Source organism: Bacillus sp. SH7-1, assembly GCF_008042405.1.
Taxonomy (GTDB): domain Bacteria; phylum Bacillota; class Bacilli; order Bacillales; family Bacillaceae_G; genus Bacillus_A; species Bacillus_A thuringiensis_N.
Window position 1 is genome coordinate 1 of record NZ_QNUD01000037.1, and the last position, 17,467, is coordinate 17,467.

Here is a 17,467-nt window from a genome sequence, read left to right on the forward strand (position 1 = left end):
AGAACCGTTGCCGCCAGAGCCATTGCCACCAGAACCACTATCGTCCTGAGAACCACTGTTTCCTGGTGGTTTATTATTATCTTTTGAGTTACCTTCTGCTAAATGATCGTTATTTTGTACAATCGCGTTTGTTACTGGAGAGAAGTTTTCCGTTGCTGCATTACCGATATTTAACCCACTAAAAAAAGATAAAGAAAGTGTTGATGCTAAAATAAAGATTTTCGTCATGGATTTCCTCCTGAAAAATTAATATTCCATCTAAAATACATCCCTTTGTAATATTTCATAGGAAAAAGAGTTTTATGCAAAAAAAACTATATATAGAAAAAGGTGGTGTATTTCTAAAGAGAGAAAAGAGTTAGTGTAAATTCTTTATAATAGTAGAGTGGTGGGGATTTTACACTCATTACAGTAGAGGAAGTGACAGCAGATGAAAGAATATATTGCATTTGATATTGGTGGTACGCAAATTAAATATGGAATTGTTTCAGAAACAGGGACGGTATTAAAGCATAAAAAAGTTTCAACAGAAATTCATTTGGGTGGGGAACAAATCATTCAAAAACTTATTCTTCTATCCAAAAAATTAATGAATGAACATACGATTTCGGGAATTGGCATTAGTACTGCGGGAATTGTTAATATTTATAAAGGGGTTGTAACAGGAGGAGTGGAGCATATTCCGAACTACGCGACTATTCCTATTATTGATAGATTGCAAGAGGTATTACAAGTTCCTGTGTCCGTTGAAAATGATGTGAATTGTGCAGCTTTGGGAGAGACATGGAAGGGTATTGGAAACGGAAAAAGAAATTTTATTATGCTTACTCTTGGAACCGGTATTGGAGGAGCAATTTTTATAGATGGAGAGTTGTACCGAGGACATTCATTTAGTGCTGGTGAATGGGGAAATATGTTAATAGAAGGTAAAACGTTTGAAGAGGTTGCTTCCATTTCAGGGTTAATTCATCTTGTACGAAAATATAAAGGTGAAAGTGATTGGAATGGAAAAACAATTTTCGAATTGTATGATAAAGGCGATAGGGGAGTTGCGCAAGCTGTCGAAGTTTTCTTTAAACATTTAGCTATTGGAATTAGTAATCTTGCTTATAGTTTTAATCCAGAAATGATTGTTATAGGTGGCGGAATTACTGATAGAGGAAATAAGTTCTTAAAAGAAGTAAAAGAAGAGGTAGAAAAATATTTACACAAAGAGATTTATAGTAATTGTGAGATTGAACTTGCACAAAACGGTAATTGTGCAGGAATGATTGGTTCTATTTACCACTTCTTACATCATTATAAGTAAATTATATGAATGTTTTCATATAACTGAGAATTTATCCTTTTTATCACTAGGTAAATAATGCTACAATATAAGGGAAGAATACAATATTTTCCGTCTTGGAAAATGCTTTGTAGAAAGGAAGAAACTTCATGCCTATTATTTTAGAAAAAGGTCAAAAGATTGATTTAACGAAAGGACAACCAAAAGTAGCAAAACTACAGGTTGGCTTAGGCTGGGATCCAATTGGGCAATCAGGTGGGTTTCTGTCTTCATTATTTGGAAGTAAACCAAATGTAGATTGTGATGCATCTGTTGTTATGTTAGAAGGGGATCGTTTTGTAAACAAAAACGATTTAGTTTACTTCGGAAACAAGCTTTCTACTTGTGGTAGTATTATTCATTCAGGAGATAATTTAACAGGTGAAGGTGCTGGTGATGACGAAACAATTTTCGTAGAATTACATAAAGTTCCGAGCCGTATTAATCGTTTAGTATTCGTTGTAAATATTTATGACTGTGTAAATCGTCGTCAAGATTTCGGGATGATTCGTAATGCATATATTCGTATTCAAAACCCGCAAACTGGCGAAGAATTAGCGCGCTATAATTTATCGGATAATTATGCTGGCAAAACGACTCTAATCGCAGGTGAAATGTATCGCCACGGAAGTGAATGGAAGTTTTCAGCTGTTGGAGAAGGCACACAAGATAAAAACTTAAGTGAGATTGTATCACGTTATCAATAAAATAAACCGAGGAGGAATTGAATATGGCATCAATTTCATTGAAAAAAGGACAAAAGGTAGACTTAACAAAAACGAATCCGGGTCTTTCAAAAGTTCTTGTAGGACTTGGTTGGGATACGAATCGTTATGACGGACAAAACGATTTCGATTTAGATGTTAGTATTTTCTTAGTAGGTGCTAACGGTAAAGTTTCAGGTGCAGAGGATTTCGTTTTCTATAATAACCCTAAAGGTGCGAATGGTGCTGTAGAGCATTTAGGAGATAACCGAACTGGTGACGGTGAAGGTGATGACGAAGCGATTAAAGTAGATTTGAAAAATGTACCTGCACATATCGAACGTATTTGCTTCACAATTACAATTTATGACGGAGAAGGCCGTAGCCAAAACTTCGGACAAGTCTCTAACTCTTTCGTACGTATTTTAGATGAAGAAAAGAATGCAGAATTAATTCGTTACGATTTAGGAGAAGATTTCTCTATTGAAACAGCTGTTGTAGTAGGTGAATTATACCGTCATGCAGGCGACTGGAAGTTCAATGCAATCGGAAGTGGATTCCAAGGTGGATTAGCGTCTCTATGTAATAATTTCGGTTTAGATGTAGAGTAATAGATTTGCCCGGCTATTCGCCGGGCAGTAGACCCCCACCTCAAAATTTAGCGAGAGCAAAGAAGTTAGGTGGGGATCAACTGCCCGCAAAAGCCTGATTGGTGAGGGCTGATTAAAGTTTCACTTTATATATCCATCGGTGAAACAGATGTTTACTGATGGATATATTTTTAAATATTAAAATATAGAGGTGAATATAAATGGTAATTCAATTGCAAAAAGGGCAGAAGATTGATTTAGGTAAGACAAGCCCTGGTTTAACAAAAGCAGTAATCGGTCTTGGTTGGGATATTAAATCTTATGATGGTGGATCAGATTTCGATTTAGATGCATCTGCTTTTTTATTAGATGCGAACGGAAAATGTACGAAAGAAACTGATTTTATCTTCTATAACAATTTACAGTCTCCCTGTGGATCTGTTTTACATACAGGAGATAACCGTACAGGTGAAGGCGACGGGGATGATGAACAACTTGTTGTAGATTTGAAAAAGGTTCCAGCAGATGTTCATAAAATTGCTATTACAGTTACAATTTATGATGGAGAAGGCCGTAATCAAAACTTTGGACAAGTAGGAAATGCGTTCGTTCGTTTAGCAAATGAAGAAACAAACGAAGAAGTTCTTCGTTTTGATTTAGGGGAAGACTTCTCCATCGAAACAGCAGTTGTCTTTTGTGAATTATACCGTCATAATGGACAGTGGAAGTTTAATGCAGTAGGAAGTGGATTCCAAGGTGGCTTAGGTGCGCTTGTAAGAGCGTATGGCTTGGATGCATAAGAAAGGAAACGATATTCGTTTCCTTTTTTTGACCTTTCTATAAATCTAGCAAAGAATAGGGGATAAAGGTAAGATGAGTATTTTGCAAGGAATCCTTGATACGTATGCTCAGTTTTTCGACTTGGACATGTGGATTAAAGTGTTGCAGGATCCAGTATCTTGGGGATTAATTGGTACACTTGTTGTACTTGAAGGATTATTATCTGCTGATAACGCACTTGTATTAGCAGTAATGGTAAAACACCTTCCGGAAGAAAAACGTAAAAAAGCATTATTCTATGGACTTATTGGAGCCTATGTATTCCGATTTATTGCAATTGGAATTGGAATGTTCTTAATTAAGTTAGCATGGGTAAAAGTGTTAGGTGCACTTTACTTAGCTTGGCTTTCAGTTAAATACTTCATTGATAAAAGAAAAGGTAATGCAGAAGAAGAGGAAGCTCATGGTATGAACCAAAATAGTATTCTCTTCAGAATGTTTGGTGTCTTCTGGGGAACAGTTGCGATGGTTGAATTAATGGATATCGCGTTCTCTGTAGATAGCGTACTTGCTGCATTTGGTGTATCAAATGAAGTTTGGATTCTATTATTAGGTGGAATGCTTGGTATTTTAATGATGCGCGGTATCGCTGGTGTATTCTTAAAATTGTTAGAGCGTATTCCAGAACTTGAAACGACAGCATATATTTTAATCTTAATTATTGCAGCAAAAATGTTACTCTCTGTTATTCATATTGAAGTAAGTCATACATTGTTCTTTATTATTTTAGTTGTAGCATTTGGAGCAACATTTATACTTCACTACATGAAGAATTCTGGACAAGCTAAAGAAGAAGTTGCAGCTACTAAAAATAATCATAAATAATTGAAATGGGTTTGCTCGTTTTACGAGCGCCCATTTTTTATAACCAAAAATAGTTTATAATAGAAGAAGGACTTAGAAAAAACGTAAATGTTTTTGGAGGTGAACTGTTGTGTTTTCACGTTTTACACTTCAACCATATGCATTACAAGATGAATCAGATTTAAAGCAATTTGAAACACTTTTAGAAAAACGTCCACAATATGAGCTGACAGAGAATGAGATGAAATTTAGTTATATAGCATGTCGAATCCTTGGCGTTCCTAATGATGTAGATGAATATTTTAATGACCTATTTGATTATAGTGAGGCGAAAGGAATCGAAGTTTTACACGAACAAAATTTAAACAAAGTGATTGATTCGGAAAAACTTCGTCATATTCAAGAAGTGTTCGGATTACATCAAGAAGCACCAAATGGTTTGACAGTAAATAGGCTAGTGGCGCACTTATCTGGGAAACAACTTTTACCGAAAGTAGACAATCCTGATTTACAGCATTATATACATACGACGTTTATTTCAGTATTGAAATTATATGAGAAACAACATAATCAGTCGTTAAAGACAGAAGGCTTCCGTCGTTTCTTAATCGACATAATTAAATTAAGCGAAAATTACGTAGCGAAGTGGTTTTCTACGATTAATTATAAGAAACAAATGCCGCGTATCGTTTGGTACGGTGATGCACAGGAAAGCCGTATATATTTCTTATACTTTCTTATTATGCTCGGCTGCGATGTACTTTATTATCATCCAGAAGGAAAAGATGGATTTGAGAATGTTGATGAAGAGGGAAGAACTTTTATTGTGTCTCATCCGGGTCGCATTTCTCTTGAACCATTTCCAGATCGCCGCCGCGAGCGTGTGGCAACAGTAGCATATCAAGCTTCAAAAGAAATTGAACAAGTACTTCACCATGATAATTCACTATTATACAAGCCGTGGCAATTCCGTTCCTATACGCCTGTAGCTCGTACCTTAAAAACAACATACGATGAACTCTTTTTAATTACGAAGGAAAAGGCGTTTGTACGCCCGACATTCTTTGTTGAAAATAAACATATTTATATTCCTTCTTTATTTGCGAAAATATCAGGTGTTTCAAAGAATGATAAAGAATATTTTCAACGATTAAAGGCGGTTACATCATTTGATAACAGTGTATTAATTAATACATTCCCGTTTACGAAAGAACAAAAAGCAAATTTCCAATATCATTATCGAGATGCATTAGACCGCGGGGGGAAATTACATCCAGATCTAATTATGAATAGCCATTGGTGGCCACATAAGCGTTTACCGGAAGGTTTACAACATGGGATTGCAGAGGCGATTATCCATACGTGTGAAAGTGAAATGTGTAAACCAATTGCGAAAGAAACGAAACAAGATGTAGCGCTATATGTTTTCGCACAACTCTCTCAAATACCACCGAATATTTTAGAACAGCTTGAGAAATTTGATTATTCACAAGATGTACCGAAAATTGTTATATTTAATAATGAGAAGAGTGGAGAATTAACTCGCTCTGATGCTGTTTTATTACTATTTTTAAATCAAATTGGAGTAGATGTATTCCATTTCAACCCAACGGGAAGAAACGATATTGAACCGTATATTGAAGCAGGAGCATTTGATTCACATTGGCTTGAAGAAGTTAATTTCGATCTTGAGTTTCATGGTTCATCAGCCTATAAAAATTTATCACAAACAATAAAAGGACTATTTCGTCCATTTTTATAAGGAAAGGGAGAATACCATATGAATAACCCAGTCGTACTAGATTCGAAAACAGAATTAAATGAGCAAACAGCACAAGATGTTCGCTTACAACTTAGACAAGATGCGGATGTACAACGTATTTATAATGCGGTAGATATTAAAGATCAGTTAGAATTAATTGAACTTGGAAAAGAACCTTCTATGGAAATTTCACGTTTTGCTGATCAAATTTTACATACAATGTCATTATCAAAAATAGAAGATTCAGGTGAATTATTAAAACAACTTGGTAAGATTATGGACAGGTTTGATAGCAAAGACTTTGCAGAAGAGAAAAGTGGTTTCTTCTCACGTATGTTCAAAAAAGCGGATAAAATGATTGAACAAATCTTTAGTAAGTATCAAACGATGGGCCGTGAAATTGATAAAGTGTATGTGGAAATTACGAAGTATCAAGATGAAATGAAAAAATCAATTGGTACGTTAGATGGTTTATATGAGCAAAACTTAAAATATTACTTAGACTTAGAAAAGTATGTAGTAGCAGGAGAAATGTTATTAGAGCGTTTAAATACAGAGTTAGTTCCAATGTATGAAGAGCGCGTACGTAATAATGATCAAATAGCAGGTATTGAATTAGAATCACTTAAAAACTCTGTTGAAATTTTAGAACAGCGTATTGATGATTTAGAAAAAGCGCGTATGGTTGCACTACTTACAGCGCCACAAATTCGTATGATTCAACGTGGTAATAATAAATTAATTGGTAAAATCAATACCGCATTTATTACAACGATTCCTATCTTTAAAAATGGTATCATTCAGGCGGTAAATGCGAAGCGTCAAAAGCTTGTGGCAGATTCTATGGCTGAACTGGATCGCCGTACAAATGAATTACTTAAGAAAAATGCACAGAACATCGCAACGCAAAGTGTGGAAGTAGCAAGATTATCAGGTTCTTCTAGTATTAAGATGGAAACACTTGAGGAAACTTGGAACATTATTTCAAGAGGCATGCAAGAAACACAACAAATTGAAGAACAAAATAAACGTGAGCGTGAAGAAAGCCGCAAACGTATGGCTACATTAACAGAGAACATTAAAAAAGAATTACAAGGATAAATGAAAAGGCAATGAGGAATAGTCCTCATTGCCTTTTAGTTTTTCTTCGCTAATTTAATGATTTCATTCACAACAAGTGGAATGATACTTAATAAAAGAACAAATCCCCAATCTCGCATCGTTAATGCATGCACACCGAATATATTTGCAAGGGACGGGATGGAGATGATACAAACTTGCATAAGAACACCGATAAGAAGGGAGAAGACTAAATATTTATTTGTAAAGATCCCAATTGAAAAAATCGATTTCGTTCTTGAACGCAAGTTAAATGAATGAACGAGCTGAGAGAAACTAAGAACAACAAATGCCATTGTTTGAGCATGTAATAGAGCATCTTCATCAATTCGTTCTGGGAAAAGAGGGAATAAATTTGTATCTCCAGTATAGAATTTTGCCCCAACGATAAAGGCTGCTAGCGTTAAAAGTCCAATTAGAGCGCCATTGAAAATAAGAAAAGGGACGCTACCGCTAAATAGGCTTTCTTTCGCACGGCGTGGCTTTTCTTTCATCACATCTGAATCTTCAGGATCAACGCCAAGTGATAGTGCAGGAAGTGTGTCAGTAATTAAATTGACCCACAAAATATGGATTGGGCGTAATGGTGTCGCCCAGCCAAGTAAAATCGCTAAAAATAAAGCAATAATTTCTCCAAAGTTACAAGAGAGTAGGAAGAGAATTGATTTTTTTATGTTACGATAAATATTTCTACCTTCCTCAACAGCTTTCACGATAGATGAGAAATTATCATCTGTTAACACTACATCCGCTGCCCCTTTTGCAACATCTGTTCCTGTAATGCCCATCGCTACGCCAACATCTGCTTGCTTTAAAGATGGAGCATCATTGACACCATCACCAGTCATAGAAACGATATTTCCTTTCGCACGTAAAGCTGTTACAATCTTCACTTTATGTTCTGGAGAGACTCTAGCAAAGACATTTAAATGATTAATTTTATTTGCTAATTCTGCATCTGAAATGTTATCTAAATCAGTTCCAATCATAACTTCAGATTCTTTTTCCGTAATACCAAGTTCTTTGGCAATTGCAAAGGCGGTATCTTTATGATCACCAGTAATCATAACTGTACGGATACCGGCTTTTTTACATTCTGTAATAGAATCTTTTACTTCTATACGCGGTGGATCAATCATACCGACAAGACCGATAAAGATGAGGTTTTCTTCAAGATGCTCTATATCCACATCGCTTGAGTTGTATTGTTTAAATGCGAATGAAAGTACTCTTAAAGCTTCTTGAGACATTGCCCCGGCGGCTTCTAATATTTGATTTGTGTCAGAATCAGTTAAAACCTCGATTTTGCCGTTTTTAAAAATATGGGTACAGTGAGGTAAAAGTTTATCAATGGCGCCTTTTGTCATACTGTAGTAGCTTTCATCATATGTATGCACTGTTGACATCATTTTACGATCTGAATCGAAAGGTATTTCGTTAACACGTTTATGCTTATTTTCTAAATCGTCCTTTTGAATGTTAAAAGAGCTTCCCGCAACGAGAAGAGCAATTTCAGTAGGATCTCCGGTTTGTGATTCGTTGTTGTAAGACGCATCATTACATAGCACCATATTTTCTAACAATAGACGCTGCGCATCATTATTTACATTTAAACTTTCTAAGCGATCGTATGTGTTATCACTATAAAAGTGAGTAACGGTCATTTTATTTTGTGTTAATGTACCTGTTTTATCTGAACAAATAATTGTGACAGAACCGAGAGCTTCGACAGCTGGTAGTTTACGAATAATAACATTTTGTTTAATCATACGCTGCACACCAATTGCAAGAACGATGGAAACGATAGCTGGCAAGCCTTCTGGAATAGCTGCAACAGCTAAACTAATAGCAGTCATAAACATTTCTAACGTATCCCGGCCTTGTAAAAAACCGATGAGAAACATAACGATACAAATAGCAACAGCGACAAAGCCTAAATACTTTCCGACTTGTGCTAAGCTTTTTTGAAGTGGTGTCATATCATCGTCTGCTTCATGTAAAAGGGTAGCAATCTTACCAATTTGTGAGTTCATTCCAGTTTCAACGGCAACACCGACACCTCGTCCGTATGTAACAAGAGTAGACATAAAGGCCATATTTTTTTGATCACCTAATGGTACTTGCTCATCACTTTGCATAGAAGGGTGGTAGATTGCATCTTTATCAACAGGGACAGACTCACCAGTTAGAGCAGATTCTTCAACTTTTAAATTTGCGGTCTCGATTAGTCGCAAATCACATGGGATATAACGTCCCGCATCCAGCATGACAATATCACCTGGAACGACTTGTTCGGACGGAATTTCTTTTAGCTCACCGCCACGTTTTACGATGGCTTTAGGTGTTGCCATTTTTTTTAGTGCTTCTAAAGCTTGTTCTGCTTTCGATTCTTGGACGACACCGATAACAGCATTTAAAACTACAACAAGTGCAATAATACTTGCATCAGCCCATTCACCTACAAAGGCAGAAATAAGGGCTGCAATAATAAGGACATATACGAGGACGTCATTAATTTGGGCGAAAATGCGCTGCCATAAAGTGCGTTTTTGTTTTGTAGCTAATTCATTAGAACCGTATTGCTTTAAACGTTCATTTACGATTTCTTCTGTTAAACCGTGTTGTTCATTTGTTTCTAGGTCGATTAATGTTTGGTCTTTCGTCTTACTGTACCAATTGCTCATAAGTAAGCACCTCCAGTAAAAACAGTTAGCAATGGTAGTGTTGCTATTATTTGTGAGTAGTATGTATGGAGAAAAAATCTAAGGTGAGGTTCTACTTCTATTGTACAATATTTTACAGTTGGTTGAGGGAAAGAGAAGAGTTGTCATGAATTTGTTGGAAATAAAAAAGAGCCTCATATAAGAGAGGCTTTTTTTACTTTTTAATTAATGTACCTAATTCTTCTGTAATAGCTTGCATCTCACTAATGCTGAATGTTTCACGTTTCATAACATGCTCATAAATGTCACGTAAGTCTTCGTACATTTCTTCATTAAAGCTAGCAGCTCTCATCGCTCCAGCATTAACCATACGTAATTTTTCTTTAATAGCTTCGACCATATATTCAACATTTTCTTCTGACTTTACGGATAAATCCACCGAAGTGTCCCCCTTTAAAATAACATAAGGCTATCTTAACATTTTTTATCATTTTCGTTAACGAATCTTTTCAATCCTATTAAATTAGTAGGGATTTCCTTTATATTCACTAATTGGTTGTTTATACTATAAGTATATATAAAGAAATGCACCAAGAAAGGAAGAAACAAAAATATGGTTCAAGTATTGTTTGTTTGTCTTGGGAACATTTGTCGTTCTCCGATGGCAGAAGCGATTTTTCGAGATCTTGTCGTAAAAGAGGGACTCGAAGAGAAAATTGTCATTGATTCTGCGGGAACTGGAGATTGGCATATTGGTCATCCGCCACATAAAGGAACACAAAAAATTTTAAAAGAAAATGCAGTCACTTTTGAAGGAATTAAAGCAAGGCAAGTAGAAAAAGAAGACTTAACAAAGTTTGATTATATTATTGCCATGGACAACAAGAATATAGCAGATTTAAAAAGTTTAGGTAAAACTGGAGGCTATATTGGTAGGCTGTCCGATTTTGTTCCAGACGGTGGCTGGACAGACGTTCCCGACCCTTACTATACAGGGAATTTCCAAGAAGTATATGACCTTGTAACAGAAGGGTGTGTAAAGCTATTAGCTTTCATTCGAAATGAACAAGGAATATGAGGAAGCTTAGAAAGAAATACTTTCTAACATAAGAAATGAAAGGGTGAAGGAATATGGCAAAGAAAAATAATATTGCTCGAAACATTGCGATTGGTGTAGCTGCAGGTGTAGCTGTATCTATGTTAAAGAAAGAAAACCGTGAAAAAGTAAAAAATACAGCAGAAAAAGCAAAAACAAAGATGATTGAAATTGGTGAAAATGCAAAAATCAAAGAAAAAGTGCAAACTGTTACAGATAAAGGACGCGAACTTGCTGATTTAAATGTAGTGAAAGCGAAAGTAGCGGAAATTAAAAAATTGACGCCGTCGGTTGTAGAAACGTTAAAAGAAACGAAAGAAATTTTTAGTAAGAAAAAAGTTGAGCCGGCAGAGAAGCCAGAAACGATTGAAATTCAAGCTGTATCTCCAAAAGTAGATGAGCTGAAAGCAGAAGAAGAGCCAGTAGTTGCTGAAGATGGTGGTATGAAAGAAGCACGTGAATTATTTATGAAAGACTCAAATGTAGAGGAAAAAAAAAGTGAAGCGTACATTGAGTTAAAGCAAAATAAAGAAGAGAAGAAAAGCGTTTAAACATATATGAGAAAAATTTTAGAAAAGGTGAAGAGACATCGTACTTATTCGGTTGGTAAAGATTTATATGACCGGACGATGCGCGATGATGTAGCGGGCTTGGCAGCACAGCTCGCTTATTTCTTCTTGCTTGCGATTTTTCCTGGGCTTGTTTTCTTAATTACGCTTCTTGGATTCATTGACCTTCAAACAGAAAGTGTGCTCAATTTATTAGAACCATACGTACCTGAAGATGCAATGTCCTTAATTGAAGTAAACGTTGATAAAGTTGTAAATGAGCAAAATGGTGGTTTATTATCATTTGGTTTATTATCGATGCTATGGTTTGCTTCAAACGGGGTAAACGCGGTTATGAATGCTTTTAATCGTGCGTATGATATAACAGAAACACGTTCTTTTATTAAAACAAGAGCGCTATCAATCGTATTTACATTAGCAATCATTTTCATGATTGTGTTTGCGCTAATTGTTCCAGTGTTTGGACAAGTCATTGGGGCAGCGGTGTTTAAAGCAATTGGTTTATCAGATAGTTTTTCTTACGTGTGGAGCATTACACGATTAGTAGCGAGTTTCTTCGTGCTATTTGCATTGTTTAGTTTTTTATATACATTTGCACCAGATCGAAAGTTAAAAAGAAGAGAAGTCATTTCAGGAGCAGTATTTGCTACTGTAGGATGGATTGTGGTATCGTACTCATTTGCTTATTATGTAGATAAGTTTGCAAATTACGCCAATACATATGGTGGTCTTGGTGGTATCATTATTTTAATGTTATGGTTTTATTTAACTGGATGGGTAATTTTACTTGGCGGCGAAATTAATGGTTTACTCCATCATTATAGGACGGGTGACAATAATTCCCGTAATGAAAAGTGATCTCTTGTTCCATAATAATAGGGAACAGGGGGGATATTTCATGAGTAATAATAAAAAGAACCACAACAATAAAAATAACAATAAACAAAAGAGCAGTTCGCATCCAAAGCATAAAACGAGTAGTAGTGCGAACGGGCATAATAGCTACCATTAGAAAAAAACGGGTCCTCTATGAGGGACCCGTTTTTATTTGTTTCCTTTTAATAATCGTAAGCCATTCAAAATGACAAGAATCGTACTTCCTTCATGCCCAATAACACCGAATGGAAGAGCTAAAAATTGCAAGAAGTTTGAACAAATCAGCAAGGCAATTACAGCTAGTGAAAAGATTACGTTTTGTTTTACAATACGGTTCATTCGTTTTGATAAAAGGATTGCTTGGGAAAGGCGAGATAATTCGTTCTTCATAAGTACAACGTCTGCAGTTTCTAAAGCTACGTCTGTTCCTTCACCCATTGCTACACCAATGCTAGCGGTAGCGAGTGCAGGGGCATCATTTATACCATCGCCGACCATTGCTACTGTTCCGTATTTTTCTTTTAGCTTTTTAATCGTTTCAACTTTTGTTTCTGGCAAGCATGATGCGTAATATTCCTTTATATTACTTTCAGAGGCAATTGCTTTTGCTGTTTCTTCATTATCTCCAGTAATCATAATTGCTTCGACACCAATGCTTTGTAATTCGCGAATAGCAGCTATTGTTTCTTGGCGAAGCGTATCTTTTAAAGCGATAAGTCCAAGGATGCCATCCTCATCACTAATATAAACGACAGTTTTACCTTCTTTTTCAAGTGAGGCAGAAATACCATTATGAAAAGCTTTTGTTTCTTCACCAATAAAATCAGCTTTACCTATTTTATAAGCTTTGTTTTCGAAGATTCCTTTTAGTCCAAAACCAGTTACATCCTCAACGTTTTCTGGTTTTTTTAATGCAATGTCATACGTATGTTGTGCATATTTCACAATAGATTCAGCTAAAGGATGTGTAGAGTGACTTTCAATTGCTGCTGTAATAGAAAGTACTTCTTTTTCTGTTATATTTTCTCGAACATATACATCCGTTACGGTAGGTTTACCTTGTGTTAATGTCCCTGTTTTATCAAAGGCGATGGCTTTTACTGAAGCGAGGCGTTCTAAATGTATGCCACCTTTAAAGAGAATGCCGTTTCTTGCTCCGTTAGAAATTGCAGATAACGTTGCTGGTGTAATGGCAGCAACGAGTGCACAAGGAGATGCGACTACAAGTAAGATCATAGCGCGATAAAATGTTTCATTCCAGCTCCAGTCGAGTAAGAAGTGAGGAACGAACATCATAAGTGCAACAACGAGTAGTACCCCTTTTACATATGTTCCTTCAAACTTTTCGATGAATAGTTGCGACGGTGATTTTTCGCTTTGTGCACTTTGGACGAGACGGATAATTTTTTGGAATAATGTTTGATCGCTCGGCTTCGTAATTTTAACTTCGATAGCACCGCGTAAATTTACCGTACCAGCAAATACTTCATCGCCATGTTTTTTTTCATTTGGAATAGGTTCACCAGTAATTGCTGCCTCATCGATATTTGTTTCACCGTTATGAATTGTACCATCAGCAGGAACGCGTTCACCTGGCTTAATTAAAATAATGTCGTTAATTTGTAATCGTCCAACAGGAACACGTTCCTCGGTTCCATTTGAAATACGTAATGCTTCTTCAGGTTGTAAATCAAGAAGCGCTGAAATTTCTTTTTGGCTTTTACTTAATGTATAAGATTCCATTGCACCGCTTAGTGCGAAGATAAAGATTAAAATAGCGCCTTCTGCCCAGTAGCCGATGATTGCAGCACCGATAGCAGCAAAGAGCATGAGCATTTCGACATTTAGCTCTTTCTCTTCAATTGTATCTTCAATACCTTCTTTCGCTTTTGCATATCCACCAACTATATAAGCAAGGATATAGCAAGTAATGCCTACATTCGTTGCATCGTTCTTTGTGAATAACCAACCAGCTAAAATGAAAATACCAGATGCGATTGCAAATATAAGTTCATAATGTTTCTTTAATGTATCCCATAAAGAGGGATGAGAAATAGACTTTTGTACTTGTAATGTTTTTACTTCTGAATTCATTACTACTCGCTCCTTCCAAATTCTTATTGAGAAAAAGAATCAAAATCGAAAGCCCTATAAAACGACGAAAGCTGCCATCCATAATGGATAGCAGCATTTCTGTTGAATCTGATTTTAATAGTTATTATGTTGTAATTATTCTATAGTATAGCATATGTTTTCTTTAGATGATATGTTTTTGTTTGCGTATAAACTGAAAACTTGTGTTTTCACATTTCCTTTGGTATATATGAATATTGTTCATAAAAAGATCGGAAAGGAAGACAACAAGTGAAGACAGAGAAATTTTTTACCCATCCGATTGGCGTGTTTATTGCTGCGATAGTAGCGACTTTTTTATGGGGGAGCGCATTCCCTTTTATTAAATTAAGTTATGCTGAGCTTGGAATTCAGCCACAAGAAGTTGGGGAGCAAATATTATTTGCTGGTTATCGTTTCTTTTTATCTGGAGTCATGCTCTTATTCTTCTTTAAAGCGTTAGGAAAAGATATGAGCTTCAAAAAAGGAACGGGGAAGCAGTTAGTACAGATTGGTTTATTTCAAACATTTCTTCAATATATATGTTTTTATATTGGAATGAGCTATAGTTCTGGTATTGAAGGAGCTATTATTTCAGGAACATCATCATTCTTTCAAATTTTACTCGCGCATTTTTTATATAAAGATGATGCTCTTAATATGAGAAAAGTAATTGGGGTTTCTATCGGTTTCTGTGGTGTCATTTTAGTAAATGTACCGAGTGATGGTAGTTTGTCATTCCATTTTGGAATCGGTAGCTTATTACTTCTTAGTGCAGCAATGTTGTATTCATATGGAAACATATTGGCGAAAGAAGGTAGCAAAACATTAGATATTGGCTATATGACAGCATACCAAATGATTTTTGGTTCTATTGGGCTATTATGTATAGGGGCTTTGCAAGTGGGAATCACGCCATTTACATTTAGTATACATGCAATACTTATGCTTACCTATTTATCTTTCTTATCCGCAGCAGGCTTTTGCATTTGGAATACAATTATGAAGTACAACAAGGTCGGAAAAGTATCAATGTACATGTTCTTTATACCTGTATTTGGTGTGTTATTATCGAGCATGATTTTAGGAGAAGCAATTCATTCGTTTGTATTATTCGGTTTAGCATGTGTAGCCGCGGGAATTATTGTGGTGAATCGGACGCCAGCTAAGCAGAAAATGGAGCAAGAAAAACAAGTAGCATAGATAATAGGAAAACGATTACAATGGAAGAACAGTACTGTTCTTCTTTTTTTATATAGAAAAAGGATAATAGACTAGGTACAACGAAAAAAGATACAAAAAGCATTTATTGAGGAGAACATGTTATGAATCTACTTTATATGGTGTTAATTGGACAAATCATTCTGTTTTTAATTGGTGCAATATACGCAATAGGACAGACAAAAAAAACAAGAAATAATATGCCGTTACCTTTAGCAGTGCGTCTTATTCTTAGTTTTTCTTTAACAGCAAGTGCAATTTGGATATGGTTACAAGATCCATCAGTGGAGTATAGTACGTGGGTTGCACTAGGTATGACATTATCAACTGTAGGAGATTTATTTATGGCAGGTTTGATTCCAATTGGTCACAGATTAATTGGAGGGATGATTACTTTCGCTCTTGCGCATTGTTTTTATGTAAAAGCATTTTTGCAAACAGGCATTTCATGGAATGGTTTTTGGATTGGTTTACTCGTATACGGACTCTTTCTAATTATAGGGTGGTTCTTGTTTATCCGAAATGATAAACAAGATAAATTATTTACGATAGGAGCTCTAATTTACGGATTGTGGGTTGGAGGAATGGCTTGCTTTGCATTCGCCTTATACTACGAGAATACAGGAATATGGTGGATACCAGCTTTTGGTGGTTTACTATTTGTGATTTCTGATTTTATTATAGGCGTGACAGATATTGGAGGGCGCAAATTAAAGTATGAACCACTTTGGATTTGGTTTACATATGTAGCGGCTCAAATGTGTATTGTATATGTGGGATTATAAAAAGATACTCTCTAAATAGTGGATAGACTATTTGGGGAGTATCTTTTTTCGTTACTATTATGCTACTATATTTTTTTGTTGTAGAGCAGAAAGGCTGTATTCATCAGCGGCTTTATAACCTTGCGCTAATAAATCATTGATGTAAAGTTTGTTGTAAATAAAGCAGAATACTAGGTTAGAGAATCCGAATGTAAACATGCTAGCGATTAAAATAATTAAAAACCATTTCCAATCTCCACGGAATATAGCAGGGAAGAAACCAAAGAAAAATACAGTCCAGCTAAAACCAATTTTTGCTTGTTTAATTTGGCCAGTATTTTCATTTTTAAATTTGTAATATTATGATTATATAATTCAGAATTTTATAGAAATTTATTAGTTGAAGTACTTATAATAAAAGTAAAAAGATGATGAGATGGTGGAATGATGCAAAAGAAAAAACGTTGGCGCGAATTCTTTGGAACAATTGCAATTGCATGTTTATTGATATTTTTGGCGAAAATTTTTGTGTTTTTTCCTACGACTGTAAAAGGAGCATCTATGAGGCCAACGCTACAAGATGGGGATAAGGTGATTGTTAATAAGTTGGCAAAGCAATTTGAAAGTTATGAGAGAGAAGACATTATTGTTGTGAAGACGGATAATTTTTATGTGAAAAGGGTTATTGGTTTGCCTGGCGATGTCATTGAGGTGAGAAATGATCAATTATATGTGAATCATAAAGTGATAGAGGAAGCGTATTTGTATAGTAATAAAAAACAAGCTGAAAAAAAACTGATGAATTTAACAGAGGACTTTGGACCGATTACAGTTCCTAAAAATAAGATTTTTGTTATGGGAGATAATCGCTTAATAAGCAGAGATAGTAGAAATGGTTTAGGACTTATTGATAAAGCGGATGTATTAGGAGAATTAGCGGCAATTTATTATCCATTTGAACATATGAAAATAATGAATTAAAGTAAAAAACCAAGCAAATTTTAGTTTGCTTGGTTTTTT

17 protein-coding genes and 1 pseudogene are annotated in these 17,467 nt (G+C 35.5%); 13 read left to right on the top strand and 5 right to left on the bottom strand.

The features are described from left to right. Window positions 1–228, bottom strand: a pseudogene (locus DN390_RS24495) (cell wall anchor protein); the annotation flags it as partial. A 202-nt stretch (window positions 229–430) separates the two neighbouring features. On the opposite strand from DN390_RS24495, the gene DN390_RS24500 reads away from it, so the two are divergent. The 7 genes from DN390_RS24500 (at window position 431) to DN390_RS24530 (ending at window position 7,128) form a co-directional block, all read left to right on the top strand. Further along, window positions 431–1,309 carry an ROK family protein gene (locus DN390_RS24500; protein WP_147808729.1) on the top strand — a complete coding sequence of 293 codons (879 nt, stop codon included), beginning with the start codon at window positions 431–433 and terminating at the stop codon, window positions 1,307–1,309. Window positions 1,310–1,437: 128 nt separating this feature from the next. After that, window positions 1,438–2,034 (top strand): TerD family protein, encoded by a 597-nt coding sequence (locus tag DN390_RS24505; RefSeq protein ID WP_001974780.1) that lies wholly within the window; start codon window positions 1,438–1,440, stop codon window positions 2,032–2,034. Window positions 2,035–2,057: 23 nt separating this feature from the next. After that, window positions 2,058–2,642, top strand: a complete 585-nt coding sequence (locus tag DN390_RS24510) for a TerD family protein (protein WP_000146724.1) — start codon at window positions 2,058–2,060, stop codon at window positions 2,640–2,642. Window positions 2,643–2,842: 200 nt separating this feature from the next. Then, window positions 2,843–3,421, top strand: a complete 579-nt coding sequence (locus tag DN390_RS24515) for a TerD family protein (RefSeq protein ID WP_000236647.1) — start codon at window positions 2,843–2,845, stop codon at window positions 3,419–3,421. 73 nt (window positions 3,422–3,494) lie between these two features. After that, window positions 3,495–4,286: a TerC family protein gene (locus tag DN390_RS24520; RefSeq protein WP_042515766.1), complete on the top strand. Its 792-nt coding sequence runs from the start codon at window positions 3,495–3,497 to the stop codon at window positions 4,284–4,286. Window positions 4,287–4,395: 109 nt separating this feature from the next. Continuing rightward, complete coding sequence (locus DN390_RS24525; protein WP_147808730.1) at window positions 4,396–6,027, top strand: YceG family protein; 1,632 nt, start codon at window positions 4,396–4,398, stop codon at window positions 6,025–6,027. Window positions 6,028–6,045: 18 nt separating this feature from the next. Further along, a complete protein-coding gene (locus DN390_RS24530) occupies window positions 6,046–7,128 on the top strand; it encodes a toxic anion resistance protein (RefSeq protein WP_060629400.1) in 1,083 nt (360 codons plus the stop codon). A gap of 35 nt (window positions 7,129–7,163) precedes the next feature. Here the strand turns inward: DN390_RS24530 and DN390_RS24535 are convergent, their stop codons facing one another. Further along, window positions 7,164–9,830, bottom strand: a complete 2,667-nt coding sequence (locus tag DN390_RS24535) for a cation-translocating P-type ATPase (RefSeq protein WP_147808731.1) — start codon at window positions 9,828–9,830, stop codon at window positions 7,164–7,166. 193 nt (window positions 9,831–10,023) lie between these two features. Continuing rightward, the gene (locus DN390_RS24540) at window positions 10,024–10,248 is read right to left on the bottom strand and encodes a DUF1128 domain-containing protein (RefSeq protein ID WP_000366197.1); all 225 of its coding nucleotides are present in this window, start codon (window positions 10,246–10,248) and stop codon (window positions 10,024–10,026) included. A 174-nt stretch (window positions 10,249–10,422) separates the two neighbouring features. Between DN390_RS24540 and DN390_RS24545 the strand changes: the two genes are divergently transcribed. The 3 genes from DN390_RS24545 to DN390_RS24555 are packed head-to-tail and all read left to right on the top strand — an operon-like array spanning window position 10,423 to window position 12,332. Next, window positions 10,423–10,887: a low molecular weight protein-tyrosine-phosphatase gene (locus DN390_RS24545; protein ID WP_060629402.1), complete on the top strand. Its 465-nt coding sequence runs from the start codon at window positions 10,423–10,425 to the stop codon at window positions 10,885–10,887. Between the two features lie 53 nt (window positions 10,888–10,940). After that, window positions 10,941–11,456, top strand: coding sequence for a DUF4075 domain-containing protein (locus DN390_RS24550; protein WP_060629403.1), 516 nt, complete (start codon window positions 10,941–10,943; stop codon window positions 11,454–11,456). A gap of 6 nt (window positions 11,457–11,462) precedes the next feature. Continuing rightward, window positions 11,463–12,332: a YihY/virulence factor BrkB family protein gene (locus DN390_RS24555; RefSeq protein ID WP_147808732.1), complete on the top strand. Its 870-nt coding sequence runs from the start codon at window positions 11,463–11,465 to the stop codon at window positions 12,330–12,332. A gap of 186 nt (window positions 12,333–12,518) precedes the next feature. On the opposite strand, the gene DN390_RS24560 is transcribed toward DN390_RS24555, so the two are convergent. Continuing rightward, complete coding sequence (locus DN390_RS24560) at window positions 12,519–14,444, bottom strand: heavy metal translocating P-type ATPase (protein ID WP_147808733.1); 1,926 nt, start codon at window positions 14,442–14,444, stop codon at window positions 12,519–12,521. Window positions 14,445–14,714: 270 nt separating this feature from the next. On the opposite strand from DN390_RS24560, the gene DN390_RS24565 reads away from it, so the two are divergent. Together DN390_RS24565 and DN390_RS24570 are read left to right on the top strand one after the other, a co-directional pair. After that, window positions 14,715–15,665 (top strand): DMT family transporter, encoded by a 951-nt coding sequence (locus DN390_RS24565; RefSeq protein WP_060629406.1) that lies wholly within the window; start codon window positions 14,715–14,717, stop codon window positions 15,663–15,665. 122 nt (window positions 15,666–15,787) lie between these two features. Further along, the gene (locus DN390_RS24570; protein WP_147808734.1) at window positions 15,788–16,468 is read left to right on the top strand and encodes a lysoplasmalogenase; all 681 of its coding nucleotides are present in this window, start codon (window positions 15,788–15,790) and stop codon (window positions 16,466–16,468) included. A gap of 57 nt (window positions 16,469–16,525) precedes the next feature. Here DN390_RS24570 and DN390_RS24575 read toward each other — a convergent pair whose 3' ends face one another. Next, window positions 16,526–16,774, bottom strand: coding sequence for a hypothetical protein (locus DN390_RS24575; RefSeq protein ID WP_147808747.1), 249 nt, complete (start codon window positions 16,772–16,774; stop codon window positions 16,526–16,528). A 117-nt stretch (window positions 16,775–16,891) separates the two neighbouring features. On the opposite strand from DN390_RS24575, the gene lepB reads away from it, so the two are divergent. Next, window positions 16,892–17,428, top strand: a complete 537-nt coding sequence (lepB, locus tag DN390_RS24580; protein WP_060629408.1) for a signal peptidase I — start codon at window positions 16,892–16,894, stop codon at window positions 17,426–17,428. Window positions 17,429–17,467 lie beyond the last annotated feature (39 nt).